Source organism: Glutamicibacter soli, assembly GCF_003309065.1.
Taxonomy (GTDB): domain Bacteria; phylum Actinomycetota; class Actinomycetes; order Actinomycetales; family Micrococcaceae; genus Glutamicibacter; species Glutamicibacter soli.
The window spans coordinates 127,601-153,961 of record NZ_POAF01000006.1 but is presented as its reverse complement, the minus strand read 5'-3'; the positions used below and the strand labels follow the sequence as shown (position 1 = coordinate 153,961).

Below are 26,361 nucleotides of genomic sequence, written 5' to 3'. Positions count from 1 at the left end.
CATACCTAATCCGCGTCGAGATCCAAGACCCTGGCGTGGATCACCGAACGGTGGTGCAGCGCCGAGCGCAGCGCCCGGTGCAGCCCGTCCTCCAGATACAGCACGTTCCGGTAGCGCACGACGTGCGGGAACAAGTCGCCGAAGAACGTCGAATCCTCGGAGAGCAGCGTTTCCAGATCAAGCGTTGACTTGGTGGTTACCAGTTGGTCGAGCTTGACCTGCGAGGGCGGAATGGCGCTCCAGTCGCGGGTGCTGGTCAACTCGTGCTCGGGGTACGGACGCGAATCGCCCACTGCTCTGAAAATCACCCTTCAAGCATAGGCACCCGCGTAACAAATTACCCGAGGAAGCGACCAGATCACCGGGCCGGGCGCTGAATCGGGCATTATGCACGTCGAATGGACCACCGCCGAATCGCGAACCTCAAACATCCGTTTCACAGATAAATCCGGTCCCGAACCCCTGCGAGCGCAAATTATGCGCCAAGGTTCAGGGCTTGGCAAGGATTGTTACAACGGCGGAAACGTGGCGGAACGGTGCGTCATTTTAGATAGTAACAATCCATCAGTCGGGTGCACCCTAGGGTTATGAACAACGTAGTAACCGAGATCCCAGTCCTTGATATCTCCACTTCCCGGAATGCCGATGGCACGTTCAATCCCGAGTTCGTTGCCGCACTGCTCGACGCTGCCCACCGCGTCGGCTTCTTCCAGATCGTCGGGTACGCCTCGCGCGCCAACCAGGATCAGGAACTGCTGGACACGGTTGCCGAGTTCTTCGCGAAGCCCGTCGAGGAGAAGATCGGGCTCGACAACCGCAACAGCGCCCAGTTCCGCGGCTACACCCGCCTGGGCACCGAGATCACCCGAGGCCGCGCCGACTCGCGCGAACAGATCGACTACGGGCCGGACCGTGAGCCGCTGGCCGTCGTGCCGGCCGACAAGCCGTACCTGAACCTGCAGGGCCGCAACCAGTTCCCCGAGGACTTCCCGCAACTGCGCGAACGCGCCATGGAATGGGCCGAGCTGATGAACCGCACCGGGCATGAACTGCTCTCGGCGATCTCCGTCGGTCTGGGCCTGGGCGAGGACTACTTCGACGAACCGTTCTCCGGAGCTCCCGCATGGATGGGCAAGCTGGTGCACTACGTGGGCGGCGGCATCGTGCCGGAGGCCGGCAACCAGGGCGTCGGTCTGCATGCGGATTACGGTTTCGTCACCCTGCTGCTACAAGACCAGGTCGGCGGGCTGCAGGTCCAGCCCTACGGCCAGGATTCGTGGATCGAGGTTCCGCCGACTCCAGGGGCACTCGTGGTGAACCTGGGAGAAATGCTCGAGGTCGCCACCGACGGCTACCTGATGGCCACCATCCACCGCGTAATCGCCCCGCCGCCCAATGTCGACCGCTATTCGGTGCCGTTCTTCTACTCCCCGCGCCTGGACGCTGTCATCGACAAGGTTGAGCTTCCGGCCGAGCTGGCCGCCGACGCGCGCGGCGTCTCAGACGACCCGCACAACCCGATGCTGGCCTCATACGGGGCCAACGTGCTCAAGGGCTGGCTGCGCGCCCATCCGCAGACCGCTGCGATCCACTACCCGCAGCTGATCCAGAAACGGGCTACCGCCTGACCCCAACAGCTCAATGAGCGACCGGGTTCCGGACAGAACAAACGTGAAGACTTCGACGGGGTATTGCGCCACCGCATCGAAGTCTTCACGTTTTTCGCGAGCTTGCTGTCTTACCCGACGCCTCCCCCAAGGCGATTTGGCCATTCCCCCAAAAACCAGCCATCGTTCAGTTTCGTAGTTCTCGCTAGACCTTTCGGCCATGGGACTCATTGTGCAAGACCACACTTAAGCTGTGTTATCAATTAGCTCAAGATTGCATCAAGCCTCCGAAAATCCAATAGTTTTCTTTAAAAAGCTTCAGGTATCACTAGTATGAACCGGGATCATTTACCAATCTGTATCCAACGCCCCTCACGGTCTCAATCCACTGCGAAGAACGCGCAGAGTCACCTAACTTGCGCCGGAGGTTTGCTATGTGAACCTCAATGCTTCGAACGTCCGAATCGGAAACATAGCCATGCTCAAGATCGTCGCCTTCAAGGCTGACCCTCCGAGCAAGCTCTTTCTTGCTGCGCACCCTGCCCGGAACTTGCATTAGCACATGAAGGAGGGTGAATTCGGTAGCCGTCAGGACGATGGGCATGCCATCCAGATGAACTTCCCACGTTGAAGAGTCCAAGCGCAACGCGCCATGACTCAGCACCTCGACGGCGGAGCCCTGCCTGTCGCTCAACATCTGGTTGATGCGGGCTTGACGTCGCGAGAACGAATCGATCCTAGCCCGGAATTCACGTTCACGCAGCGGCTTCGGAGAATACCCGTCTGCTCCTGCATCGAAGGCCAAAACCACTTCAATCTCTTCGCTAACGTCCATCACCGCCAAGATGTACGCGTCAAGATGGGCGCTTAAGCGGCGAATCGTTTCGATGCCATCGATATCGGGCAGGCCAAAGCCCACGACAATGAGATCCGGCTTTGCCCTATGGGCCAGCGCAACTCCCCTTTGCCCGCTGGACTCCTCTTGTATGGCAAACCCGATCTGCCGAAGCAGAGTTGTCATTTTTCCACGCACGGCTTCGTCGTACTCAATGACGACAGCCTTTGCTATTTCCCCAACCACGTTTTTCCCCAATCCCCTGTTAAGGCGATCGCGGCGGCCTAACGTTACAGACCGCTGCGTGGACTAAATGCTACCGGAGAGCACGCAGAACTCGTTACCTTCCGGGTCATAAAGAACAACCCAGTCTTCGTCGTCGCGTTGCCCGACGTCCGCGTACTGCGCCCCCAGCGCCAGCACACGGTCGACTTCGTCCTGTTGCGAACTACCCTGCGGCCGAAGGTCAAGATGCATCCGGTTCTTGATGCTCTTCTCCTCTGGCACCTGCGCGAAACAGATCACTGCTTCATTTGACCCATCTCCGCGCCGCCCAATGGTCACCAAGCCTGCGGCTTCTTCTCGAACTTCATAGCCCAATACTTCGCACCAAAACTTGGCAACAAGCATTGGATTCTTGCAATCAATGGCAATCTCACTGATGACTACGGACATGGCCCACAACTTCCCGCTCCACAGGCAGCACTTGGATGACCGCCTTCGCCTCGGATGATACGCCTATCTCCCTTTAACGCGACCAAACTGGAAGTTGCCAGCGAATCAGCAAAAAGCGCCTCGCTGAACTTCGCCCAAGACCAGATCCTAGGGGAACCGCGTATCACTTTGAGGCGTCCAATTGCTGTCTAGGGCTCGAAACTACAAGTTGTCTTTGGAGGTAACGGCGAATCAGCTGGCAATCCGACATCTTGCAAGAACACTTCAAGATCGCGTGGACGGCGGGGATCCCGTTCCAGTGAAATTAAACGAAAAGCCCCCGATTTCTCGGGGGTTTTCCATTGGCGGAGGATAGGGGATTTGAACCCCTGAGGGCGTTAACCCAACACGCGTTCCAGGCGTGCGCCATAGGCCGCTAGGCGAATCCTCCTCAGTCTGCTCCGTGGAGCAGAATCAAGCATATCTAAATTTCCACACAATCACGAATCGAAGACCATGCGCTGGCAAATCGCTTTCCGAGCGACTCCGCGATCCCCTAGATTTAGCCGATTTTCCGCGCTTTCCCCACGCTGCAACAGGCCCCACCAAACTGTCCGTAGTGCGGAGGATACTCAAAACATGAGCAAAAGAGAGGTATTTCACAGCGACGATGATGCCCATCGTCTACCGATGTATCCTCCTGGTCTTCGAAAGAATTTCGGTTCAGGAGGAGTGTGGGACGCGGAACTTGACCAGCACAAGTTCTTCAATAAATTCGCGTCCACCGCCTTGGATCTATACAACCTTCCGCCTGTGGATACACCAGCTGACGGGTTCAGGCGTCTTGAAGCCATCGGCCGGCTTCGAAGCATGCTGGACGCAGCCGAAGCGTCACTCATGGCGGACACCTTGGAAATGTGTGCCCGCGAATCTGCCAACAGGGGCGTCCAAGATTCCTTGCTCGATCAGGAGGACGATCAGGCCCGAGAGCTGTCGGCTAAGTACTACGGCGTCAATTTGGCTGACGAGATCACGGTCAGGTCGTCTTTCATCGCCGAAGCGGCAGTCGCCATGCGAGATTCGGAAACTCACATTCAAGGCAAGCTGTTCACCGCGGAAGGTCTGCGCAACTTGTGCGTAGATACCTTGTCAGCTCTGGCCAATGGCGATATCACTACGAAAGCGGCCAAAGAAATAGTCAAGCAATCTCAGGATCTGGATCCTGAAGACATCAAACAAATGGAACACGTATTGCTTCCCCTGGCCAAGACAGCTACAGACTCAGCGATCTCGCAAAGAGCCCGCCGAATGAGAGAGCGGCTTCATCCGAAGCCCCTTGACGAACGACATAAAGAGGCACGTGAAGGTCGCTCCATTACGTGGTGGGCGGATGAAAATGGCATGGCCACGATTCAGGTCTATCTTCCCGCGGAGGATATTTTCAGTATGATCAACACAGTCAACTGGTTCGCCGTGACGAATGTTGATGAGGATGATGAGCGCACCGAGCGGCAGCGCCGAGCTGACATTTTCCGCGATGCAATGATTGATGGCTGGCCTGACACGAATGGCACTCCTTTGAAAGCGCGCGTAGCCGTAACTATCCCTGCCTTGGAAATGTTGGCCGACCCCAAAAAGTCCCTCGCCGAGCTAGAAGGCTACGGTCCGATACCTATTGGTACAGCACTGAATATTGCAAGGGATGCACCATCGTTCATCAAGGTGCTAACAGACCCGTGGACGGGTGCCGCGATTGATGTTGCCCGGGAAAAGTATCGCCCAAGCAAAGCGCTAAAGGATCTTCTGCGTTTCCGCGACGTTCAGTGCCGTTTTCCCGGTTGCAATCGGCTGGCCGAGCAGTCAGAGGCCGACCATATTGATGGCTGGGCGCAGGGAGGCCACACATCACGCACTAATACCGAACTCCTATGCAAAAGGCACCAGCTGTTCAAACACGCGTTGGGTTGGGAAGTAACCTATCGCCCTGATGGATCTGTCAACTGGCGCACACCTAATGGGATTGTTTGTCTTGAGGTTCCGGGGAGCGTGAAATCAGTACAGAACTTCGACTTCGAGAGAAACCAGACGCCGGTCCTTCCCGAGGTTGAGATGACTGATCGCGTTCGCAGGGTACTTGGCTGGTACGACCCTCCAGAAGCCGCTGCTGGATAGCCTCCGCAACAGATCACCAGTTGATGAGATGCTGATCCATTTTTTTGATCAGAAACCCAGCCCTAAAGTTCTTTCGACAGCCGCACGACATTCAAAGTATTCTTCCCGTACGTCGTGGACCCGTTCAGAAGGGCTCACATCGCCATGTCGTTCTGGTCCAAATGGCCGTATTCTCCGGTCAAGATATGCAACAGCCCTCGCTCATCATGCGTAGGGCTGCAGCCGCGAGTACAAGTTGGAGACCTCGACGAATTCTGATCAAATTTTTCGTTCAGTTCGCCGAGACCTTCAGCGCAGGCCGCCGCCTCCGGCGCTTGGCGACTTAGTTGTCTTCCTGATCAAATTTTTTGATCAGAATTCTGGGCAATGCCGTCACAACGAGTGCATCTGACGCAAGCTCACTAGCCCACGCAGTGGCACTAAAAGATCTTGACAAGATTTTTAACTCTGTAAACCGCAAGCGCAAGGGATTACAAATCTCAGCCGCCTACGCCCGATCTTCGCCTGAACAAATTTCTTGATCAAAATTTTGCGTCAACTCCGGCCTTAGTCGCCGACAAGCAATTGACTGGCCACCCGGAAACGAGCCGCGTGAGAAATCTGATCAAATTTTTGGTTCACTTTCACTTGCGGGCACCCGGTGAGAGCAAGCGCACGCCCTACGATTTTTATCCACACCCCTTCCTCGGGTAGTATTTTTGGTGACCCCTCGTGTGGTGTCATCCTGTTGAACTCCCCCAGGACCGGAAGGTAGCAAGGGTAGATGGGCTCTGACAGGTGCATGAGGGGTCTTTACTTTTTACGCAAGCCGAATGGAGTCCACGTGGGCGCTGGCCGTTTCGCCCCTAGCCCGTCAGGGCGCCTCCACATCGGCAACCTGCGCACCGCTGTCCTGGCTTGGCTTTTCGCCCACTCCACTGGCCGCGATTATCTTTTGCGCGTCGAAGACTTGGATCGCGTTCGTGCCGGATCCGAAGACGAGCAGCTTGCCGAGCTCAAAGCGCTGGGTCTAAGTTTCGACGGAACAATGGTGCGTCAGTCCGATCGGTTGCCTGTATACCGCGCCATTGTGGATGATCTCAAAGCGCAGGGGCTGGTCTACGAATGCTTCTGTTCCCGCAAGGACATTGCCGAGGCCGGCAGCGCTCCGCATGCCGCTCCGGGCTCCTATCCCGGAACTTGCCGGAACCTCACCGAGGAAGAGCGTGCCGAAAAGGCCCGGCACAGGCCAGCGGCGCTGCGTCTGCGCGCCGAAGCGAACGTTTTTACTGTTCAGGACGAGCTCGCCGGCAGCTACACGGGGACGGTGGATGATTTCGTCCTGGTGCGTAACGACGGTGCACCGGCGTACAACTTGGCGGTCGTCGTCGACGATGCGGCCAGCGGAATCGACCAAGTAGTCCGCGGCGATGACTTGCTCTCGTCGGCACCACGCCAGGCGTATCTCGCGCAGCTGCTCGGCTATACCGTTCCGACGTACGCGCACGTACCGCTGGCGCTGAACGAGAAGGGCCAGCGGCTGGCCAAGCGCGATGGCGCTGTAACGCTCGAAGAGATCACCGAACAAGGTGTGCATCCAGCCGAAATACGTGCATTTTTGCTAGAGTCATTGGGCTTGCCGGGTCAGGATTTGCAGGCAGCCTTGGAGGCATTCGACCCGGCCGCGCTTCCGCGCGAACCGTGGATCGTGAGGCCTGAAAACATTGTCCAACAGCTGATGCCCCCGGCATCGCGCAACCGATAGGGAACCGGTGTGACTACAGCGCTTTACCGCAGATATCGTCCCGATACCTTCGCCGACGTCATCGGACAGGAGCACGTTACCGCTCCGCTGATGACCGCTCTGGAGAAGAACCGGGTCAATCACGCATACCTGTTCTCCGGACCGCGCGGTTGCGGCAAGACCACTTCGGCCCGCATCCTCGCGCGCTGCCTGAACTGCGAGCAGGGTCCCACTCCGATCCCTTGCGGCACCTGCCCGAGCTGCGTCGAGCTGGCCAACGGCGGCCCCGGTTCCCTGGACGTCATCGAAATCGACGCCGCCAGCCACGGTGGCGTGGAAGATGCCCGCGACTTGCGCGAGCGTGCGACGTTCGCCCCTGCCCGCGACCGCTACAAGATTTTCATCATCGATGAGGCCCATATGGTCACCTCGGCAGGCTTCAACGCGCTGCTGAAGATCGTCGAAGAGCCGCCGGCGCACATCAAGTTCATCTTCGCGACGACCGAGCCGGACAAGGTCATCGGCACCATCCGTTCGCGCACCCACCACTACCCGTTCCGCTTGGTGCCGCCCGAGGCGCTGCTGGAATACCTCAAGGTCCTCTGCGACCGCGAAAACGTCGCGGTGGCCGATGGCGTGCTGCCGCTGGTCATTCGCGCCGGAGCAGGCTCGGTCCGCGATACCCTGTCGGTGCTTGACCAGCTCATGGCCGGCGCCCGCGAAGGGATCCTGGACTACGAAACCGCCATCGCGCTGCTGGGCTACACCCACTCCACGCTGCTGGACGAGGTCGTCCTCTCCCTGCACGAATCAGACGGGGCCGGATTGTTCAGCGCGATCGACCGCATCATCCAGACCGGACTTGATCCGCGTCGCTTCGTCGAGGACCTGCTGGAGCGCTTCCGTGACCTGGTGATCGCCAAGGCGATGCCGGAGGGCCTGGAGAAGATCCTGCGCGGAGTTCCCGCCGACCAGCTCGAAGCCCTGCACCTGCAGGCCGGGCTGGCCGGAGCCGGCGAGCTGTCCCGCTGGGCCGATGTCACCAATCAGGCGCTGACCGACATGACCGGCGCAACCTCCCCGCGCCTGCACCTTGAGCTGCTGGCCGCGCGCCTGCTGCTTCCCGGTTCGCAGAGCTCGGACAGTTCCTTCGCCGCCCGGCTGGACCGCTTGGAGCGCCATGCCATGACCGGCGGGGCGCTGCCCGCGCTGGATGGCGAGGGATCCGAGGACGTTGCCGTCTCCATGGGCTCGGCGCCGAATCCTGGCGCAGCGCGCCAGGGCGCCGCCGCCGTACGCCAGGCTCTGGCCGCGGCCAAGGCCCGCCGCGACGGAGAGCCGATTCCCGAAGCGCCTGCAGAAGCTCCGGCCGAAACTCAGCCTGCACCGGTTCAGCAGGCTCCCCTGCGGCAAGCTCCGGCGCAGCCCGCACCGGCCCCGCAGGATCAGCACACCCACCCAGCCCAGCGGCACCAGGAATCCCAGCTTCCGCACGCTTCCCAGGCGCCTGCCCAGCCGCAGCCAGACGCACAGCAGCAGACCGCCGCCCAGGCTCAGGCCGCGGACGATCTCAACGCTCCGCTGGATCCGGGAGCGGCAGCCTCGCTGAACACCGGCGCAGACGCCGATTGGGGCGCCACTTGGGGACCGAAGGAAGACCGCAACCCGGTCACCACCGAGATCCAGCCTGGCCCGAGCGTTCCGGCCGAGCGCCCCGACGGCGTCGCGCCGTTCAGCCTGGTGCCGGATCCAGCCAGCGGCGAAGACCTGTCCTTCGGGACCGGTGTCTCCATCGACGACGTCAAGCAGAACCCTGCCATGGCTGAATTCGCCCGCCGCGCGGCAGAAACCCGCGCCCAGCAGCAGTCGCAGCAGCAAGCCCAGGCCGCTGCCCGGCAAAACCAGGCCCCGCAACAGCAGCAGGCCGCCCAGGTCCCGCCAATCCAGCCGGACTCCGAAGCACAGCAGCGCGCCGCCTACGAACAGGCACAGCACTTGCAGAACCCGGCTCAGCAGAGCCAGGCACCGCAGCAACACCAGCAGCAGCATGTCGCCCAGGTCCCGCCAATCCAGCCGGACTCCGAAGCACAGCAGCGCGCCGCCTATGAACAAGCTCAGCGTGAGCAGGCCCAACGTGAAGCCGCCCAACGCCAGCAGGCCGAACATGAAGCAGCCCAGCGTGCAGCCCAGGAACAGGCCGCCCGTGAACAGGCGCAGCGTGAAGCCGCCCAGCGCCAGCAGGCCGAGCACGAAGCAGCCCAACGCGCAGCCCAGGAACAGGCCGCCCGAGAGCAGGCACAGCGCGAACAAGCCCAACGCGAAGCGGCGCAGCGCCAGCAGGCGCAGTCCGCCCAGCAGCAGAACCAGTACCAGCAGCAGCACCCTCAGCAGGGAAACCAGCCAACGGCTGCTCCAGCCGGAGCTTCTCCGGTCGCCAAGTTCCAGCAGGCCTGGCCGCAGATTCTGGAACAGCTGCAGTCCAACTCGCGCGTGCTGCACTCCATGGTGTCGAACTACGGATCGGTCGCCGGATTCGACGGCCGCACGCTGACGCTTGCCTTCAGCAATTCCGGTCCGATCGTCAATCTGAGAAACCGGCCGGACATGATGCAGACGCTCACCGGAGTGCTTTCGCAGGTGGCTGGCGGGCCGATCGAGGTTGTCATCACCGAAGGCGGCTCGAACCCTGCAGGCGGTGGTTCCCCAAAAGGTGAGCGCCGGCCGATCCCGGCGCCAACCCCAGCACCAACCAAGTTCATCAAGGCTGATTCCGCTGGGGTAGCTTCGCGCCCCTCGAAGCCTGCATCGGCCCGGACCGCGGCCGCTCCGGCGACACGCAAGTCCCCGGCACCCGCTGCGCCGGCTGCCGCCGCGCCCGCGCGAGACAACGGCTACGTATCCAGCTACGACGACGTGCCTCCGCCGTACGACGAGCCGTACATGGACGAGCCGCCGTTCCCTGACGACGGCGCCTTCGGCGACCCCTACGCGGCGACGAAACCCCAGGCTCCGTCGCCTGCTCCGGCTCAGCCAGCGGCTCCCGCCGCGCCACCGGTCCAGCAGGTCCAGCCGTTCCAGCCTGAAGCACCTGCTTTCCAGACTCCGGTGGCTCCGGCCCCGCAGCGCAGCAGCGCCCCGCGTTCCTTCGACGGCCCGCCGGTGGCTCCGCGCCCGCGCATGACCGCCGGGATGAACGCCCGCCAGGCCGAACGCCCCGGCTTCTCGATCGACCGCCCGGTGTCCTCGACGCCGCTGCGCCCGGGCAGCACCACCGACTCCTTCGAGCCGGCGGCCAGCGCCCGCGAGCCCGAGCCGCAGGCCCCTGAACCGATCCAGACGCAGTCCCAGGCCCCCGCGCAGCAAGCTCCGTCCCAGCAAGCTCCGTCCCAGCAGGCAGCTTCGGCACCCGTTGCCCCGGCGCCGCACGGCGCTCCGCAGCAGTTCCGGCCCGCGCAGCCGCCGCAGGCCCCTGCCCGGGAAACCGCTCCGTCTTGGGGCGCCCCGGATCCGGCCGCGCAGCCCGCGAGCACCCCGGCGGACCCGCGTCCGAGCGCAGGCTCCGGGCGCATGAGCCGCTACCAGCAGCTGATGAACCAGGCAAAGGACGCTGCTCCGGCCGCCGCGCCGGTGCAGTCCGCCAGCGGCTGGGGTGGCGCGCCGCTGCCGCCCGAACCTGCGATGGAGGATCCCTACGAGTTCGTCCCGAGCGACGACGACATCGAGGTGGAGGACTCCGCCCTGATCGGCGTTCCTGCGGTCGAGCGGCTGCTCGGCGGCATGGTCATCGAGCAGCGCGACGTGAACGGCAACATCGTGGAAATCAAGCGCAGCCTGTGACCGATCCGGCAGCCATACCAACTGTCGGAGTGAGACACTAGTGTGTACGTTGGCGGGGTGCGTTGGCCTCCCCGCAACCGGCCCGCGGGCCGCTCAAGACCTATCCCTGCAAGCGACGAAAGAAGGCGCACGTGTACGAAGGTGCTGTACAGGAACTGATCGATGAGCTCGGTCGGCTGCCTGGGATCGGCCCGAAATCGGCGCAGCGCATCGCTTTCCACATTCTCGATGCCGACGCCGAGGACATGACCCGCCTGGCCGCCTCGATCCAGCTGGTCAAGGAGAAGGTGAAGTTCTGCGAAATCTGCTTCAACATCTCCGAGCAGGACACCTGCGCGATCTGCCGCGATGAGCGCCGCGACGGCACGACGATCTGCATTGTCGAGGAGTCCAAGGACGTGCTGGCGATCGAGCGCACCAGGGCCTTCGCCGGCCGCTACCACGTGCTGGGCGGCTCCATCAATCCGCTGGCCGGGGTGGGACCCGAGCAGCTGCACATCCGCGAGCTGGTCACCCGCCTGGCCGACGACTCGATCACCGAGCTGATCCTGGCCACCGACCCGAACCTCGAGGGCGAAGCCACCGCGGTGTACCTGGTGCGCGCACTGGCCCCGCTGGGCATCAAGATCACCCGCCTGGCCTCCGGCCTCCCGGTGGGCGGCGACCTGGAGTACGCCGACGAGGTCACGCTGGCGCGCGCCTTCGAGGGCCGCCGGGTTGCCGGGCGCGCCGCCGCCCCGCAGGTTGCGCCGCAGCTGCCGGATCCCGAACCGCAGCCGCGCAAGGACACCCCTGCGCCGGACCAGCCCGCCGAGCAAAACCCGGAGCCGGCTTCCGAGGCCGGTGCGGAAACGCAGCCGCGCTTCGTCGTTCCGGAGATGGACGACCATCGCAGCGCGACCCGCTGACCACCCGCTCTCCGCAGGATCCACCTCGCCGTCCGCGCTCAACGCGCCGTCGGCGGGGTGTTTTTATTCCCGCCGCGGCACTTTTGTGGAGCACCCCACACATGGTTGATGATTGTCAACTAATCATTTATAGTTGACGAGAATCAACCTTTCTTCTCTTCTTCTTTGGAGCGCTTATGACCGCAACCGCACCGGTCGCCCAGCCCAAGATGAGCCACCGCGAAATCATGCAGTCCCTGACGGGCCTGCTGATGGGTATGTTTGTCTCCATCCTGGCCGGCACCGTCGTTTCCAGTTCACTTCCAGTGATCGTTTCCGATCTGGACGGCGGCCAGACCGCCTTCACCTGGGTCGTCACCGCCACGCTGCTGGCGACCACCATCTCCACCCCGATCTGGGGAAAGCTCGCCGACCTCGGCAACCGCAAGCTGCTGCTGCAGCTGGCGCTGGCCATGTTCGTACTGGCTTCGGCCGCCGCGGGCTTCGCGCAGAACACCGAATTCCTGATCGCCATGCGCGTCGTCCAGGGCCTGGCCGGCGGCGGCATGGGTGCCCTGAGCCAGATCGTCATGGCCGACATCCTCTCCCCGCGTGAACGCGGCAAGTACATGGGCCTGTTCGGCGCCGTCATGGCCGTGGGCACCGTGGGCGGACCGTTGATCGGCGGCTTCATCACCGACACCATCAACTGGCGCTGGAACTTCTTCGTGGCGCTGCCGTTCGCCGTGGTCGCGATCCTGCTGATCCAGCGCACCCTGCATCTTCCGGCCTTCGCCAAGCGCAAGGTCAAGATCGACTACCTGGGCATCATGCTGCTGTCCTCGGGCGTAGCCCTGCTGCTGATCTGGATGTCCATGGGCGGCTCGCAGTTCGGCTGGAACTCCACCACCAGCTACCTGATGGCCGGCGGCTCCGTGGTTCTGCTGGCACTGTTCGTGCTCACGGAATTCAAGGCGGCCGAACCGCTGCTGAACCTGGGTCTGTTCAAGAACCGCACCTTCACCTTTGCAGTCATCGCCTCGCTGGCCATCGGCGTCTCGATGTTCGGCACCTCGGTGTTCCTCAGCCAGTACATGATCATGGCCCGCGGCGCGACCGCCACCCAGGCCGGTCTGATGACCTTCCCGATGATGGCCGGCCTGCTGGTCATCTCCACCATCGCCGGCGCGCTGATCACCCGCTTCGGCAAGTGGAAGGCCTTCGTGGTCACCGGCTCGATCCTTCAGGTCGTCGGCCTGTTCCTGCTGGGCACCATCCACTACGACACCAACTTCGTCCTGGTGGGCGTGTACATGTTCATCCTGGGCGCCGGCGTCGGCCTGGTCATGCAGAACATGGTCCTGGTGGTGCAGAATGCCGTTCCGGTCAATGAACTCGGCGTGGCTTCCTCGGCCGTGAACTTCTTCCGCACCCTGGGCGGCACCGCCGGCACCGCAGGGCTCGGCGCCCTGCTGGCAATCAACATTCCGAACATGATCGCCGACCGCCAGTCCGATCTGGCCAAGGCGATGGCCACGCTGGGCGACAAGGCCGCTGAGGTCTCCGCGCAGCTGGCTTCCGGCAGCCTGCCGAGCATCTCCACGCTGCCCGAGCCGGTGCGAGTGATCTTCGAATCCGTGTACGGCGACGGTGTCGCGGCGCTGTTCGCAGTGGCCGCCCCGATCTCCCTGATCACCGTCGTGGCCGTGTGCCTGCTGCCGAACCAGAAGCTGCGCACGCAGACCGCGGTTGAACGCCATCAGGAAGGCGAAGGCCAGGCTCCTGCCTCGGCCCCTGCCGTTGACGGTGCTAAGGGCTTGGAGGCGCAGCGCGCCGAAGGCACCCTGCTCACCGAAGCCCCTGCCACCGCTGACGGCGACAACGAGAAGAAGCCCGGCTCCCCCGCCGGGGCGTAGGAAGGCCCATGGATACCGTGAACGGCCGCGTCGCCAGCACCAGCGCTGAGCGCGCCGAACTCTACGAGGCCGCCGAGCAGCAGTTGCTGGACTTCATCGCGGTCATCGCCCGCACCAAGCGGGAAGTCGCCGCACGCATGGAGCACCGGCTGACGACGGCGGCGCTGCCGGTGCTCGGGCTGGTCGTTCGCTCCAAGGGCATCTCGCAGTCCGAGATCTGCGACCGCCTGCTGATCGACAAGGCGGCTCTCTCTCGCATGGTCACCAAGCTCGAGGAACTCGGACTGGTCACCCGCGAAGTGGATCCGGACGACCGCCGGGTCTCGCAGCTGCTGCCCACCGAGCTGGCGGTGACCCGGCGGCGCGAATGGCTGCACAACTGGCGGCTGGACCTCAGGGCCCGCATGGAGCAATGGAGCGATGACGACCTCGGCGCGCTGACCACGCTGATCGGCCGCTTGAACCTGGACTTCGACTGCGCCTAGATTCCGGACGCCGCCGGAATAGCCGCGGACTTCGACACATATCGAAGTCCGCGGCTCCTTTCGTTTATGGATCCGGACAAGAAAATCGAAGCTGCGCCGAAAGGTCCCGGAGAACGAACGCCTGGCGCTGGCGCGTTCCATCGTGTGCGCCTATTGCAGGCAATAACACGTCCCCAACTGGAGGGTGCGGCGCATTCACGCTAGATTTCAAGCATGGCAACACGAAGCAGCAACACCGACGCAATCGCCCGCGCCACCGGACGGCCGTGGAGCCAATGGTCGAAGGCCCTGCATGAGGCTTCGGCGACCGAGCTGGTCCATCAGCAGATTGCCCAGCTGGCCGCCACGCTGATGCCGAAGGACCTGAAGAACCCTGAATGGTGGGCCCAGAGTGTCGCGGTGGCCTTCGAACAGGAAATCGGCCGCCGAGTTCCCGGCCAGGCCCAGGATGGAAGCTTCCAGGGATCGACGACCGCGACGCTCCCGACGACGCTGGACGGCGCACTGGAACGCTGGCTGCAGGCGGTTTCCGGCTTGGCCGAATTCAACGGGCAGACGCTGGCCGAGGACCCTGCGCTCAGCTCCAGCGAACGTTGGCGCTACTGGCGGGCGAGTTTCAGCGACGGCACCAAGACCCAAGTAGACATTGGGCTCAAGGGCGAAAAAGTCAGCATTGCCGTAAACGTTACTAAGGCTGGGGACCCCGAGATGGTGTCGGAGTGGAAGTCCTTTTGGCGACAAATTTTGGCTCGCACCAAGGGATAGGGAGCGATTTAAGGCACATTCCCCGGCGCTCTCTAGGCAATATGACCAACCGTTAACGTCACAAGTAGGTCATGATCGAGCGAAGCTGTCACAATATTTATCTGGTAGATGTCTCGCGCGGCATTTTCCTGCGCCCGCCACCCGCGGTGTCGGCGGTGCTTCGGACAAGCGCGCGAGCCACAGCTTTCAACAGGTGGAGTGAGTGCCCATGGGCCTAATTGTGCAAAAGTTCGGCGGTTCGTCCGTATCGGATGCCGAAGGCATCAAACGCGTCGCGCGCCGAATTATTGACACCAAGAACCAGGGCCACGAAGTGGTCGTGGTGGTCTCCGCCATGGGCGACACCACCGACGACCTGCTGGACCTTGCCGGCCAGCTGACCGACGAGGCGCCCGCCCGCGAAATGGATATGCTCCTATCCGCCGGCGAACGCATCTCCATGTCCTTGCTGGCCATGGCGATCGACCAGTTCGGCGAACGCGCGGCCTCCTTCACCGGTTCCCAGGCCGGCCTGATCACCGACTCGACCCACGGCAAGGCCCGCATCATGGAGGTCTCGCCGCAGCGCGTGCGCCGCGCCATCGACCGCGGATTCATCGCCATCGTCGCCGGTTTCCAGGGCATGAGCAAGGAATCGAAGAACATCACCACGATGGGCCGCGGCGGCTCCGACACCACCGCGGTGGCGCTGGCCGCAGCGCTCGGCGCCGACGTCTGCGAGATCTACACCGATGTGGACGGCGTCTACACCGCCGACCCCCGAGTGGTTCCTTCCGCAACCAAGATCGAGCAGATCACCAGCGAAGAAATGCTGGAGATGGCGGCCAGCGGCTCCAAGATCCTGCACCTGCGCTGCGTGGAATACGCCCGCCGCTTCGGAGTGCCGCTGCATGTGCGCTCCTCCTTCAGCACCAACGAGGGCACCTGGGTGCTCCCGGACCCCAACGACAAGATCAAGATTCAAGAGGGAGAACCCTTGGAACAGCCAATCATCTCCGGTGTTGCCCACGACCATTCCGAGGCGAAGGTCACCGTCATCGGTGTCCCCGACATCCCGGGCAAGGCGGCGCAGATCTTCGGCGTGATCGCCGCGGCCCAGGCCAACATCGACATGATCGTGCAGAACATCTCGACGCGCGGCTCGGGCAAGACCGACATCTCCTTCACCCTGCCGATGACCGAGACCAAGCATGTGCTGGACGCGCTGAACACCGCCAAGAGCGAGATCGGCTTCGAGGACATCGAGCACAACGACGAGGTCGGCAAGCTGTCGCTGATCGGCGCCGGCATGCGCTCGAACCCGGGCGTCTCCTTCACCTTCTTCGAGGCACTGCACCAGGCCGGAGTGAACGTGGACATGATCTCCACCTCCGAGATCCGCATTTCCGTGGTGACCGACGCCGACAAGCTCAACGACGCGGTGCGCGCCATCCACACCGCGTTCAACCTGGACACCGAGGTGGAAGCTACCGTATACGGTGGCACCGGCCGCTAGGCTCACCATCCGCTGGATCCTCAGGCGGCCAGGCACTTCGGTGCCCGGCCGCCTGCGGCGTTAACGCGCCGGCGGGCTTTGCGGGGCCGGACGCGGCGCTGTCATGCTGGGTGCATGAGCAAACCCCTTTTCCTCGCCGCCGCCCCGCCGGAGAATCTTCCCGTGCCGCCCCGCGTGCTCCAGGCTGCCAGGGGCGAGGCGGTCCACGGGGTCTGGCTCAACGCGCTGGGCGGGGTGACCTACCGCCTCGGCGAAGGACCGGCGCAGCGTTTCGCGAAGTGGTCCCCGTACACGGCCTCTGCCAACGGGGCGGGCCGCAGCGCGGCCGATGAGCTCGACCTGCGCCTCGAGGCCGAGCGCCTGCGCTGGGCCGCGGACTACCTGGCCGTGCCGCGGGTGCTGTCGCTGGAGGAGTTCGACGACGGCCAGCTCATGGTCACCGCCGCGCTGCCCGGCCAGAACCTGGTGTCCGATGTCGGCAAGGCCGAACCGAAGCTGGCGGCCCGCGCACTGGGCCGCGGGCTGCGCCGGCTGCACGAGGCGCTGCCGGTCGAGCGCTGCCCGTTCCGCTGGGACGTAGCCACCCGCGCGGGCTGGCTCACAGACGAGCTGCGCGAGCGTTTCCTCACCGAGGCGCCCGAGGAGGACCTGGTGGTCTGCCACGGGGACGCCTGCGCGCCGAACACCTTGGTCGGCCCCGGGTACGAGGTCACCGGGCACGTGGACTTCGGCGAGCTGGGCGTGGGCGACCGCTGGGCCGATCTGGCGGTGGCCGCATGGAGCACCGAATGGAACTTCGGGGCAGGGGTCCAGGCCGAGGTGTACGCCGGCTACGGCATCGAGCCCGATGAACGGAAGATCGACTTCTACCGCCGTCTCTGGGACGCCACCTAACGCGAGATATAGCGGTGCTCGGGGCGGCCGCGCGTCCCGTAGCCCAGCTGCAGCTCCAGCGCCTCGTTGGCCACCAGCGCTGCGAGGTAGCGCTGCGCGGTGGCCCGCGCGACGCCCACCGCCTCGGCCACTTCGGCGACGCTCATCGGCTGCGCCGACTGCTTCACGCAGGCCAGCACCGCCTGCTCGGTGGGCGCGGCGCTCGCGCCTGCGGCGGCCGCGTCGTCCACCCCCTGCAGCGTCTTGTAGAGCCGGTCGATGCCCTGCTGGTCCAGCTGCCCGGCGCCCTCCAGCTGCCGGCGGTAGCGGGCCCAGCCCTTGAGCTTGGAGGACAGCGTCTTGGCGCCGAAGGGCTTGATGATGAAGGACAGCGCCCCGCGCGAGATCGCCTGGGAGATGTTCTCCGGCTCGGTCGCCGCAGAGATCATGATCGCGTCCACGCCCAGGGCTGGCAGCAGTTCCAGCCCGCTGACATGCGGCAGGTACAGGTCCAGCAGGACCAGGTCCGGCTTCTGCGCGGCGACGACCTTGGGCACCACCCGCGGATCCTGCACCGGTTCCAGCGCCTGGAAGCCGGGCAGCGCGTTGACCATCTCCGCGTGCAGCGCGCCGACGCGGAAGTCGTCGTCGACGATCAGCACTCGGTAGTTTCCCGTGGTTTTGCCGCTCATGGGCGCTGTCCTTCCGTTGGGGTTTCGGTGGGGGTTCGGGGTTCGGCGAGCGCCGCGGGCAGCCGGGCAGCCAGCACCGCCCCGCCGTCTGCGCCCCCGGGGTCTGCCACCCAGACGTCCCCGCTGCGCGACTGGGCCAGCCGGCGGATCAGCGGCAGCCCCACCCCGGCGCCGTGCTCGCCGCCCAGGGCGGAGCCGGTAGAGACCTCGGGCGAGAAGATGTCCAGGCCGGTGGTGATGCCCGGCCCGGAGTCCGCCACGGCCAGGTGCAAGGTGGTTCCCTCGGAGAGCAGGTCCACCTCCACCCAGGGTTCCCCGGCGCCGCGCAGCGCGGCGGTGAAGGCGTTGTCCAGCAGGTTGCCGAGCACCGCGGTGGCGTCCTGCGCGTCATGGGCGGAGGCGATCTGCCCGAAGAGCATCGACTGCGGCGAGACGCGCAGCTCGATGCCCTGCTCGTGGGCGCGCACCGCCTTGGCGGAGATGAATGCCGACAGGTAGGCGTCCTGCACTGCCTCGAGCCCGGGGACCTGGGCGATCTTCGGCCCGGTTTCCATGACTTCCTGCAGGTACTGCTCGGCCTGCTCGATCTTGCCCAGGTTGATCAGCCCCAGCACCGCATGCATGCGGTTGGCGAATTCGTGGCGCTGGGCGCGCAGCGCATCGGCCATGTCCTGCACCGCGTCAAGCTTGGTGCCCAGCGCCTCGACGGTGGTCACGTCGTGGAACAGCACCACCTGCCCGAGATCCACGCCGTCGCGGTTCACGTCCGTGACGCGGGCGATCAGCGAATTCCCGTTCGCGTTCAACCGCAGCGGCGCCTTGTCGTGCTCGCGGATGGCGCGCACCAGGGCCGCATCAAGCCCGGCCGACGCGTAGTGGCGCCCCACGACGTCCTGCAGCTCCGTGCGGTGCGGCAGGCCCAGCAGCTGTCGGGCCGCCTTGTTGCGCACCGTGATCCGGTTGTCCACGCCGATGCCCATGACGCCTTCGGTCACGCCGTAGAGCACCGCCTGCTGGTCGCGGACCAGCTGCGCGATCTCCGAGGGTTCCAGGCCCAGGGTCTGCCGCTTGAGCTTGCGCACCGTGTAGCGTCCGGCGAGCACCGCCAGCGCGGCGGCCAGCAGGGCGAACAGCGCGATCCAGCTGAAGGACTGCGCCAGCGCCCCGGTCAGCGAATCGGTGGTCACGCCAACCGATACCTCGCCTATGACCATGCCGGAAGAGGAATATATCGGGACCTTGGCGCGCACCGACTCGCCCAGGGTGCCGTGCTCGCGCGAAACGTCCTCGATACCAGCCAGGGCCACCGGCTCGGTGGAGACCTTCAGCCCCAGTTCTGCGGGGTTCGGATGGCTCAGGCGCAGGCCGCGGTCCTCGGTGATCACGACGAAGTATGCATCTCCGCGGTTCACGATCGCCTGGGCCGTCTCCTGCAGCGGGCCGGTCCTCAGCGCCTGGACATCGAGCCGGTCCTGGGCCGCGTAGCGCTCGACCTCTTGGACCACCGAGGGCATGACTGCCACCGAACGCGCGATGGTCAGCGAGCGGTCCTCGGCCCGGTTGAACACCTGGTTGTAGCTGGCGTAGAGCGTTCCCGCCGTGACCAGCACGATCAGGAAGCCGACCACGATGAACTGCAGGCGCATGATGCGCGAGGCGAAGTGCCGGGTTCCGGGTCGGGAGGAATGCATGGCACCAAGCATATCCACCGGAGTGCGCCCGAGTGAGTTTTATGAGCAAAAAGATTCCAATGACCAAAAGGGGGCGGTAATCAGCACAAGCCCCGCAACGTGAGCGCCGACACGTAGCGTGGAAGGGATTCCTCATTCCACCGGATGCCACGCCGATGTGGCACCACGATCCAAGGAGGTCGGGGCAATGCTCGTTGCACTCGGATTCCTCATGGTCATCACCTTCATGGTCCTGATCATGACCAAACGCATGACCCCGCTGCTGGCGCTGATCATCGTCCCGACCGCGTTCGGCCTGTTCGCCGGCGCCGGCTTCGGCCTGGGCGACATGATCATGGACGCCATCAAGTCGATGTCCGGCACCGCGGCGCTGCTGATGTTCGCCATCATGTACTTCGGCCTGATGATCGACGTCGGGCTCTTCGACCGGCTGGTCGCCGGCATCCAGAAGCTGGTCGGCAACGACCCGGCCAAGGTCGTCGTGGGCACCGCCCTGCTGACCGCGGTGATCTCGCTGGACGGCGACGGCTCCACCACCTTCATCGTGGTGACCGCGGCCCTGTTGCCGATCTACCAGCGCCTGGGCCTGAGCCCTGTTGTGCTGACCTGCGTGGCTGGCCTGACCAACGGCACGCTGAACATCGTCCCGTGGGGCGGTCCGACCGCCCGCGCCGCCGCGGCGCTGGGGGTCGAGGCCTCCGACGTGTTCGTCCCGATGCTCCCGTCGCTGGGCATCGCCCTGGTGGTCATCGGCATCTTCGCCTGGCAGATGGGTATCGCCGAGCGCCGCCGCATGCAGCGCGAGCATCCCGAGCTGTGGGGCACCTCGTTCGGCGGCGGCAACCTCGCCGGCGGCCAGGGCGGTTCCGGCAAGGGCGGCAAGACCCGGGGCGGCGTGTCCGGTTCCCCGATCGCCGTGCTGGAAGCCGTAGCCACCAAGGGCGACGGCACCGAAACCGCGACCATGGACGGCACCGTGCTGGATCCGAACCGCGAAACCCTGCGCCCGAAGCTGTTCTTCTTCAACCTCGCGCTGACCGTTGCCATCATGGTGCTGCTGGTCGTGGACGTGCTGCCGCTGTCCTACCTGTTCATGATCGGCACCGCCATCGCACTGGTGGTCAACTTCCCGAAGGTCTCCGACCAGGTCAAGATGATCGCCTCGCACTCCAGCGAGATTATCGCGGTAGTCTCCATGGTGCTCGGGGCCGCGGTGCTCACCGGCGTGCTGTCCGGCACCGGCATGGTCGACGCGATGAGCCAGTGGCTGGTGACGATCATCCCTGATTCGCTGGGCCAGTACATGGCGGTGATCACCGGCCTGATCTCCATCCCGGCAACCTTCTTCATGAGCAACGACGCCTTCTACTTCGGCATCCTGCCGGTGCTCACCGAGGCCGGAGCGCACTTCGGAGTTCCAGCGGTGGACATGGCCCGCGCCTCCATCACCGGCCAGCCGGTGCACATGCAGTCCCCGCTCGTCCCGGCAATCCTCCTGCTGGTCTCCCTGGCCCGCGTGGACCTGGGCGACCACCACAAGAAGGTGTTGTGGCGTGCACTGGTGGTCAGCCTGGTCATGCTCGCCTCCGGCGTGCTGTTCGGCGCGATCGCCATGGGCTAGGCGCCTGGCGGATCTGCCCCCGGCATCCGCCGCCACCGCGGCCCGCACCTCCACCCGATCGGTGGCGGTGCGGGCCGCAGCTTTTTGCCTTCAGCTGCGCGGATACCACGGCGGCAGGTAGTCCCAAGGCGGGTCCTCGCCGACGCGGCCGTCCAGCGCCTCGCGCAGCAGGTCCGCATGGCCGGCATGCCTGCCGTATTCCTCGATCACGTCGCACACCAGCCGACGGATGCTGGGGTGTTCGCCGCCAAAATCCAGCGCGCTGGGCTTCTCCAGCGCCCCGGGTTCCAGCAGTTCGAGCTGGATCTCCCGGCTGGCGGCCACGGCGCGGTCGTAGATCCGGTAGACCGCAGCGGGATCCTCGCCAACGACCCGGAACTGGTCGGTCCCGTCCGCGGTCAGCGCCAGCAGCGTTTCGGGCTTGCGCCGGGCGATCAGCCAGGTGAACTTCTCGTCCTCCACTGCGGCCAGGTGCTGCAGCAGCCCGCCCAGGCTCAGCGCGCTGGACGCAAGCCTGAAGCGCAGCTGCTCGATGCCCAGCCCGTCGGCCTTGTAGCGGAAGGTCGCGCGCAGCCGGTCAAGCATGCCGAACAGGTGCTGTGCTTCCGTGCCGGCCAGCGGCGGCTCCCATAATGGTTCCTTCATCGTGCGGCCTCCTGGGTTTTTGGTGTTCCTGCCTTGCAGTATGCGCAGCCGCGGCGCCGTCCGCCAGCCTCCCCGGCGTTTGGGGGAGGTGTGAACTGGCGTACCAAAGGTGGAGTTGCCGCGCGCGAGACCGGATAATTGAGCCATGCCCCAAACCCTTGAGGTCCTTGCTCCCGCCGACTGGCTGTCCCGGGCGGCCGCGCACGAGCAGCGCGCCCGCGCCTTCGGCGAGCCCTTCGTGGCCCGCAGGATGAAGGGGCGCAAGCACCCCATCGAGGACTTCCTGTTCACCTACTACACGCAGAAGCCCGGCCAACTCTACCGCTGGCATCCCGGGATGGATGTGGTGCTTTCCGGGCCCGAGGCCGCGCAGCGCGAGAGCTGGAAGTTCTATCGGCCGGTGGACACCGCCGCCGGACCCGGCTGGGCTTTGGATGCCGAGGCCTTCGGCCAGGCCCGCACCGAGGCCATCCGGTTCGCCCGCATCATCCTCGCCGGTACCGCGCAGCGTCCGGGCAATTTCGCCTGCTTCGGCCTGCACGAGTGGGCCATGGCCTACAAGTCCGATGTCAACGGCATCCGCCACGAGTACCTGCCCTTGCGGCTGGGCGCCGCCGGCACGGACGAGGTAGTCGAATCGCACCGGATCCGCTGCACGCATTTCGACGCGTTCCGCTTCTACACCCCGCAGGCCGCGCCGCTCAACGAGCTGCAGCCGACCCGTGATACCCAGCGCGACCTGGAGCAGCCCGGCTGCCTGCACGCGAACATGGACCTGTACAAGTGGGCGTACAAGCTCACGCCCGCGGTGCCCAGCGACCTGGTGATGGACTGCTTCGAGCTGGCGTGGGACATCCGCACCATGGACATGCAGGCCTCCCCCTACGACTTGGTCGACTGGGGCCATGAGCCGATCCGCATCGAAACCCCGGAGGGCAAGGCCGAGTACGTGCGCCTGCAGAAGGACTTCGCGCAGCGGGCCGAGGTGCTGCGCGCCCGGCTGCTGGAGGTGGCCAATGCCCTGGTGCTGCCCGAATAAACGGACCGAGCGGCCCTGCGGCCACGACCTCTGGCAATGTGCGCAGCTGGCGTGCAGAATGAGCCCATGGATGATGCGCAGACGCTGAAACGCCAGCCTCCGCTGGCCTCCGGGTTGTTGATTGCGGCCGCGGTGCTCGCCGCCGGAATTGCGCTGGCCAGCTGTTCCGCGGCGGAACCCCAGGCTTCCCCGACGGACCTGGAGATCGTGGTCCGCAATGACGGCGCGACGGTATCCGGCGAATACCGGCTGCGGTGCCAGGGCGAGCAGGTCGGCGCGGGTAGCACCCTGCCCACCGCCGAGGCGGCCTGCGCGCTGCTCGCTTCCAACCCCGCCGTGCTCTCCCCCGCGGCCAACCAGAACCGGATCTGCACCGAGATCTACGGAGGCCCCGACACCGCCCAGATCACCGGGACGCTGGCCGGGCGCAGCGTGAGCGTCTCCTTCGACCGGCACAACGGCTGCGCCATCGACGACTGGGCTGCCGCGGCCCCGCTGCTGGGCGACGGCGCGTTAAACAGCAACTAAAATCCCTGATCCTGCGGGGCTGAGAACTAGAATAGGAAGACTATGGAGTTTTTCCTGCTGGTCATTGCACTGTTGTTCGCCACGATCCTGATCGTGGGTATTGGCGAGCGGATCAAGCTCCCCTATCCCATCCTGATGCTGATCTTCGCGACGCTGGCGGGCTTTTTGCCCTTCATGCCGGAGATGCACATCGATCCGGAGCTGATCCTGCCGATCTTCCTGCCGCCGTTGCTCTTCGCCACGGCGCAGCGCAGCAGCTGGTCGGTGTTCCGGTTCCGCTGGAAGGCGCTGATCCGCCTGGCCGTGATCCTCATCGTGGTCACCGCCGGGCTGGTCGCCGCTGCGGCCTGGGCCTTCGCCCCCATCGCCTCGATTCCGCTGGCGCTGGCGCTTGGCGCCGTGGTCGCCCCGCCCGACCCGGTGGCGGTGGACGCGATTGCCACCAAGGTGAAGATGCCGCGGCGGCTGACCTCGCTGCTGGAAACCGAGGGCCTGTTCAACGACGCGATGGCCATCGTGATCTTCCAGCTCGCGGTGCAGGCCACCGAGAACCAGTCCGAGGTCGGGCTGGAAATCATCCCGCAGTTCCTGCTCGGCGCGGCCGGCGCGGTGGTCCTGGGTCTGGCCATGGGCTGGCTGATTGGCGCGCTGAACCGCTTCGTGCCGAACCTCGCGGCCCGTTGCGCCGCGACCCTGGTGGCTCCCTACGCGGTCTACATGCTGGCCGAGGAGGTGCACGTCTCAGGTGTCATCGCAGTGGTGGTGACCGCGCTGGAAATGGTGCGCCGCGACCGCCCGCAGGATTCGCAGGAGCGGCTGACCCGCCACGCCTTCTGGGAGGTGCTGGAGATGCTGGCCACCGGCCTGGCCTTCGGCCTGATGGGCATCGAGATGAACTCGGTGATTCAGGAGGAGGGCAGCAACCTGCTGGGCTTCATCCCGGGAATTATCGCGATCTGCGTGGTCGTGATCGGCGTGCGCGCCGTGTGGATGTTCGCCACCTACTACCTGCCCAACCGCAAGAACCCCAAGATCTCCGCCGCCAAGGACACGCTGGTGCTCACCTGGTGCGGCATGCGCGGGCTGGCCACGCTGGCCCTGGCGCTGGCGCTGCCCAAGGTCACCGCCGACGGCGCGCCGATCGAGGGACGCAACTTCGTGGTGGTCGCCGCGTGCTCGCTGCTGCTGATGACCCTGGTGATCCCTGGGCTGACGCTGCCGGCGCTGATGCGTGTGCTGAAGCTGCGCGGCAATGAGCAGGACACCAAGCGGGCGCGCCGCGCGCTGGCCCGCCGGGCCGAGGCAGTGGCCATTGCGACGCTGAAGAAGAACGTGGAGCTGCAGGATTTGCCGGAGAACTACCAGCAGGCGGTGCGCCGGCGCATGAATTCGCTGCACACCATCCTGGCCACCGACCCGGACCCGCACGATGCGATCACCGACGAGAAGTACACGCAGATCCGCGCGGTGATCGCCAAGGCCGACGCCATCCAGGGCATCGCGCTGCAGGCTGCACGTGCCGAGCTGCTCAAGGCGCGGCGCGAGCCGAATGTCGATCCGCATCTGGTCGACGAGATCATGGGCCGATTGGACCGGCGCACCGCGACGCTGGACCGCTAGCGGGACTTCAGGCCGCGCTGCGCTGCAGCTTGACGATGACCTCGTAGTGCTCGGTCTGCGGGAACATGTCCATGACGCGGGCCAGCTGCGGGGTGAACTTGTCCAGGCGCTTGAGGTCGCGGGCCAGCGATTCGGCGTTGCAGCTGGAATAGACCAGGTGCTCGACGTCCGAATCGTTCAGCCAGGCGGCCAGCTCGGCGGAGATGCCGCGGCGCGGAGGATTCACGATGACCGCGTCAGGGGCCCATCCCGCGCCCAGCGCGTACTCGGTGGCGTCGCCGGCGATGAATTCCACGCCCTCCAGGCCCAGGCTGCGGGCACTGGTGGCGGCGGCTTCGACTGCCTCGGCGCTGGTCTCGATGCCGTGCACGGTGCGGCCTTCGCCGGCGCAGTGCAGGGCGAAGCCGCCCACGCCGCTGTACAGGTCCCAGATGCTTTCCGGATCCACGTCGTTGATCCACTGGCGGGCCTGGCGGTAGAGCGCCGCCGCGATGTGGGTGTTGGTCTGGAAGAAGCCCTGCGGGCGCAGGTGCATGGGGATGCCGTTGAGCTCGAATTGCAGTGTGGTGCGGCGCGTGAGGATGATCTCCTCCTGCCCTTCGAGCACCGCCTTGTGCTCGGGCAGGAAATTCACCGACACCACCGAGCCCGGGGGCATCTTCTCCACGAACTGCGGCAGCGAGTTGCGCAGGGCCACGAAGTGCTTTTTGGTGCGCAGCACCCAGCGGACCATGATCGCCCCGGTGTCCGAGAGGGTCAGGATCACGTGCTTCAATTCGCCCTTGCGCTTGGGAACGTCATAGGGGATCAGCTTCAGCTCGTGGATGAAGCGTTCGATGACCGGGAACATGGCCCGCAGGGCGGGATCGATGACACCGCAGTTTCTCAGGTCAACACCGTGGCCATCGGCGTCGAGGATGCCGATGGTGGGGTTGTCCGTGGTGCCGGAGATGACCATCTTGGCCTTGTTCCTGAAACCCTGCTCGGGGCTCGCCTGGGCAGGCAGGAAGGTCAGCTGCCCGAAATCCGAGAGCAGCTCCTGGCAGCGGTCCACCTTCGACTGCAGCTGTCGGTCGTAGGGCACCGTCATCAGGGTGCAGGAGCGGCAGCGGTCGGCGGAGAAATAAAGGCATTCCATGGTGCCTACGATTTTAGCGAAGAACCCGGGGGCGGAACGCCAAGAGTTCTCGACGCGGATTGCCCGCAAATTTTCAGCTTCGAGCGCTAAGCTCAATTGCAGATCACGTAAGTTACCGAGCAGTGTTCAACGCCGCGT

20 protein-coding genes, 1 tRNA gene, 1 other RNA gene and 1 pseudogene are annotated in these 26,361 nt (G+C 64.8%); 15 read left to right on the top strand and 8 right to left on the bottom strand.

Annotated features, from left to right (window positions below):
• Positions 1-5: 5 nt before the first annotated feature.
• Complete coding sequence (locus tag C1H84_RS13220) at positions 6-308, bottom strand: type II toxin-antitoxin system VapB family antitoxin (RefSeq protein ID WP_047118068.1); 303 nt, start codon at positions 306-308, stop codon at positions 6-8.
• Between the two features lie 279 nt (positions 309-587).
• Here C1H84_RS13220 and C1H84_RS13215 point away from each other — a divergent pair, with 279 nt between their 5' ends.
• Complete coding sequence (locus C1H84_RS13215) at positions 588-1,628, top strand: isopenicillin N synthase family dioxygenase (protein ID WP_113607616.1); 1,041 nt, start codon at positions 588-590, stop codon at positions 1,626-1,628.
• 307 nt (positions 1,629-1,935) lie between these two features.
• On the opposite strand, the gene C1H84_RS13210 is transcribed toward C1H84_RS13215, so the two are convergent.
• The 3 genes from C1H84_RS13210 to C1H84_RS13200 form a co-directional block, all read right to left on the bottom strand.
• Positions 1,936-2,700, bottom strand: coding sequence for a response regulator transcription factor (locus tag C1H84_RS13210; protein WP_146956069.1), 765 nt, complete (start codon positions 2,698-2,700; stop codon positions 1,936-1,938).
• A gap of 51 nt (positions 2,701-2,751) precedes the next feature.
• The gene (locus tag C1H84_RS13205; RefSeq protein ID WP_047118070.1) at positions 2,752-3,117 is read right to left on the bottom strand and encodes a VOC family protein; all 366 of its coding nucleotides are present in this window, start codon (positions 3,115-3,117) and stop codon (positions 2,752-2,754) included.
• Positions 3,118-3,459: 342 nt separating this feature from the next.
• Positions 3,460-3,547, bottom strand: a tRNA-Ser gene (locus tag C1H84_RS13200).
• A 188-nt stretch (positions 3,548-3,735) separates the two neighbouring features.
• On the opposite strand from C1H84_RS13200, the gene C1H84_RS13195 reads away from it, so the two are divergent.
• The 10 genes and pseudogenes from C1H84_RS13195 (at position 3,736) to C1H84_RS13150 (ending at position 17,270) form a co-directional block, all read left to right on the top strand.
• Positions 3,736-5,268 (top strand): HNH endonuclease signature motif containing protein, encoded by a 1,533-nt coding sequence (locus tag C1H84_RS13195; RefSeq protein WP_082344611.1) that lies wholly within the window; start codon positions 3,736-3,738, stop codon positions 5,266-5,268.
• A 700-nt stretch (positions 5,269-5,968) separates the two neighbouring features.
• Positions 5,969-6,065, top strand: an RNA gene (gene ffs / locus C1H84_RS13190) — signal recognition particle sRNA small type.
• A 26-nt stretch (positions 6,066-6,091) separates the two neighbouring features.
• Positions 6,092-7,012 (top strand): tRNA glutamyl-Q(34) synthetase GluQRS, encoded by a 921-nt coding sequence (gene gluQRS, locus C1H84_RS13185; protein ID WP_113607614.1) that lies wholly within the window; start codon positions 6,092-6,094, stop codon positions 7,010-7,012.
• Between the two features lie 9 nt (positions 7,013-7,021).
• Positions 7,022-10,828, top strand: a complete 3,807-nt coding sequence (locus tag C1H84_RS13180) for a DNA polymerase III subunit gamma and tau (protein WP_113607613.1) — start codon at positions 7,022-7,024, stop codon at positions 10,826-10,828.
• Between the two features lie 131 nt (positions 10,829-10,959).
• A pseudogene (recR, locus tag C1H84_RS13175) lies at positions 10,960-11,550 on the top strand (recombination mediator RecR); the annotation flags it as partial.
• 362 nt (positions 11,551-11,912) lie between these two features.
• Positions 11,913-13,631 carry a DHA2 family efflux MFS transporter permease subunit gene (locus C1H84_RS13170; protein WP_113607612.1) on the top strand — a complete coding sequence of 573 codons (1,719 nt, stop codon included), beginning with the start codon at positions 11,913-11,915 and terminating at the stop codon, positions 13,629-13,631.
• Between the two features lie 8 nt (positions 13,632-13,639).
• Entirely contained in the window at positions 13,640-14,116 is a 477-nt protein-coding gene (locus C1H84_RS13165) for a MarR family winged helix-turn-helix transcriptional regulator (protein WP_113607611.1), read from the top strand.
• Between the two features lie 213 nt (positions 14,117-14,329).
• On the top strand, positions 14,330-14,881 hold the full coding sequence (locus C1H84_RS13160) for a hypothetical protein (protein ID WP_113607610.1): 552 nt from the start codon (positions 14,330-14,332) through the stop codon (positions 14,879-14,881).
• Positions 14,882-15,089: 208 nt separating this feature from the next.
• Positions 15,090-16,376, top strand: a complete 1,287-nt coding sequence (locus C1H84_RS13155) for an aspartate kinase (RefSeq protein ID WP_113607609.1) — start codon at positions 15,090-15,092, stop codon at positions 16,374-16,376.
• Between the two features lie 114 nt (positions 16,377-16,490).
• Positions 16,491-17,270 carry an aminoglycoside 3'-phosphotransferase gene (locus tag C1H84_RS13150; protein WP_082344608.1) on the top strand — a complete coding sequence of 260 codons (780 nt, stop codon included), beginning with the start codon at positions 16,491-16,493 and terminating at the stop codon, positions 17,268-17,270.
• Here C1H84_RS13150 and C1H84_RS13145 read toward each other — a convergent pair.
• Together C1H84_RS13145 and C1H84_RS13140 are read right to left on the bottom strand one after the other, a co-directional pair.
• On the bottom strand, positions 17,267-17,941 hold the full coding sequence (locus C1H84_RS13145; RefSeq protein ID WP_047118077.1) for a response regulator: 675 nt from the start codon (positions 17,939-17,941) through the stop codon (positions 17,267-17,269). The two genes, C1H84_RS13150 and C1H84_RS13145, sit on opposite strands and share 4 nt — an antisense overlap.
• Entirely contained in the window at positions 17,938-19,632 is a 1,695-nt protein-coding gene (locus tag C1H84_RS13140; RefSeq protein ID WP_113607608.1) for a sensor histidine kinase, read from the bottom strand. Before C1H84_RS13140 ends, C1H84_RS13145 begins: the two co-directional genes overlap by 4 nt.
• A gap of 187 nt (positions 19,633-19,819) precedes the next feature.
• Between C1H84_RS13140 and C1H84_RS13135 the strand changes: the two genes are divergently transcribed.
• Positions 19,820-21,253 (top strand): CitMHS family transporter, encoded by a 1,434-nt coding sequence (locus tag C1H84_RS13135; RefSeq protein WP_047118079.1) that lies wholly within the window; start codon positions 19,820-19,822, stop codon positions 21,251-21,253.
• 90 nt (positions 21,254-21,343) lie between these two features.
• On the opposite strand, the gene C1H84_RS13130 is transcribed toward C1H84_RS13135, so the two are convergent.
• Positions 21,344-21,898: a mycothiol transferase gene (locus C1H84_RS13130; RefSeq protein ID WP_113607607.1), complete on the bottom strand. Its 555-nt coding sequence runs from the start codon at positions 21,896-21,898 to the stop codon at positions 21,344-21,346.
• A gap of 145 nt (positions 21,899-22,043) precedes the next feature.
• On the opposite strand from C1H84_RS13130, the gene C1H84_RS13125 reads away from it, so the two are divergent.
• From C1H84_RS13125 to C1H84_RS13115, 3 genes are all read left to right on the top strand, one after another.
• On the top strand, positions 22,044-22,937 hold the full coding sequence (locus C1H84_RS13125) for a 3-methyladenine DNA glycosylase (RefSeq protein ID WP_113607606.1): 894 nt from the start codon (positions 22,044-22,046) through the stop codon (positions 22,935-22,937).
• A 66-nt stretch (positions 22,938-23,003) separates the two neighbouring features.
• Entirely contained in the window at positions 23,004-23,465 is a 462-nt protein-coding gene (locus C1H84_RS13120; protein WP_113607605.1) for a hypothetical protein, read from the top strand.
• A gap of 42 nt (positions 23,466-23,507) precedes the next feature.
• Positions 23,508-25,085: a cation:proton antiporter gene (locus C1H84_RS13115; RefSeq protein ID WP_113607604.1), complete on the top strand. Its 1,578-nt coding sequence runs from the start codon at positions 23,508-23,510 to the stop codon at positions 25,083-25,085.
• 7 nt (positions 25,086-25,092) lie between these two features.
• Here C1H84_RS13115 and C1H84_RS13110 read toward each other — a convergent pair whose 3' ends face one another.
• Positions 25,093-26,223 carry a methyltransferase domain-containing protein gene (locus C1H84_RS13110; protein ID WP_113607603.1) on the bottom strand — a complete coding sequence of 377 codons (1,131 nt, stop codon included), beginning with the start codon at positions 26,221-26,223 and terminating at the stop codon, positions 25,093-25,095.
• Positions 26,224-26,361: the final 138 nt, after the last annotated feature.

What these genes read in the sequence shown, in the direction of transcription:
- C1H84_RS13215 (WP_113607616.1), top strand. Translation starts at nt 588, where the DNA reads ATGAACAACGTAGTAACCGAGATCCCAGTCCTTGATATCTCCACTTCC.
- C1H84_RS13205 (WP_047118070.1), bottom strand. Translation starts at nt 3,117, where the DNA reads ATGTCCGTAGTCATCAGTGAGATTGCCATTGATTGCAAGAATCCAATG.
- C1H84_RS13195 (WP_082344611.1), top strand. Translation starts at nt 3,736, where the DNA reads ATGAGCAAAAGAGAGGTATTTCACAGCGACGATGATGCCCATCGTCTA.
- C1H84_RS13170 (WP_113607612.1), top strand. Translation starts at nt 11,913, where the DNA reads ATGACCGCAACCGCACCGGTCGCCCAGCCCAAGATGAGCCACCGCGAA.
- C1H84_RS13165 (WP_113607611.1), top strand. Translation starts at nt 13,640, where the DNA reads ATGGATACCGTGAACGGCCGCGTCGCCAGCACCAGCGCTGAGCGCGCC.
- C1H84_RS13160 (WP_113607610.1), top strand. Translation starts at nt 14,330, where the DNA reads ATGGCAACACGAAGCAGCAACACCGACGCAATCGCCCGCGCCACCGGA.
- C1H84_RS13155 (WP_113607609.1), top strand. Translation starts at nt 15,090, where the DNA reads ATGGGCCTAATTGTGCAAAAGTTCGGCGGTTCGTCCGTATCGGATGCC.
- C1H84_RS13150 (WP_082344608.1), top strand. Translation starts at nt 16,491, where the DNA reads ATGAGCAAACCCCTTTTCCTCGCCGCCGCCCCGCCGGAGAATCTTCCC.
- C1H84_RS13145 (WP_047118077.1), bottom strand. Translation starts at nt 17,941, where the DNA reads ATGAGCGGCAAAACCACGGGAAACTACCGAGTGCTGATCGTCGACGAC.
- C1H84_RS13140 (WP_113607608.1), bottom strand. Translation starts at nt 19,632, where the DNA reads ATGCATTCCTCCCGACCCGGAACCCGGCACTTCGCCTCGCGCATCATG.
- C1H84_RS13135 (WP_047118079.1), top strand. Translation starts at nt 19,820, where the DNA reads ATGCTCGTTGCACTCGGATTCCTCATGGTCATCACCTTCATGGTCCTG.
- C1H84_RS13130 (WP_113607607.1), bottom strand. Translation starts at nt 21,898, where the DNA reads ATGAAGGAACCATTATGGGAGCCGCCGCTGGCCGGCACGGAAGCACAG.
- C1H84_RS13125 (WP_113607606.1), top strand. Translation starts at nt 22,044, where the DNA reads ATGCCCCAAACCCTTGAGGTCCTTGCTCCCGCCGACTGGCTGTCCCGG.
- C1H84_RS13120 (WP_113607605.1), top strand. Translation starts at nt 23,004, where the DNA reads ATGGATGATGCGCAGACGCTGAAACGCCAGCCTCCGCTGGCCTCCGGG.
- C1H84_RS13115 (WP_113607604.1), top strand. Translation starts at nt 23,508, where the DNA reads ATGGAGTTTTTCCTGCTGGTCATTGCACTGTTGTTCGCCACGATCCTG.
- C1H84_RS13110 (WP_113607603.1), bottom strand. Translation starts at nt 26,223, where the DNA reads ATGGAATGCCTTTATTTCTCCGCCGACCGCTGCCGCTCCTGCACCCTG.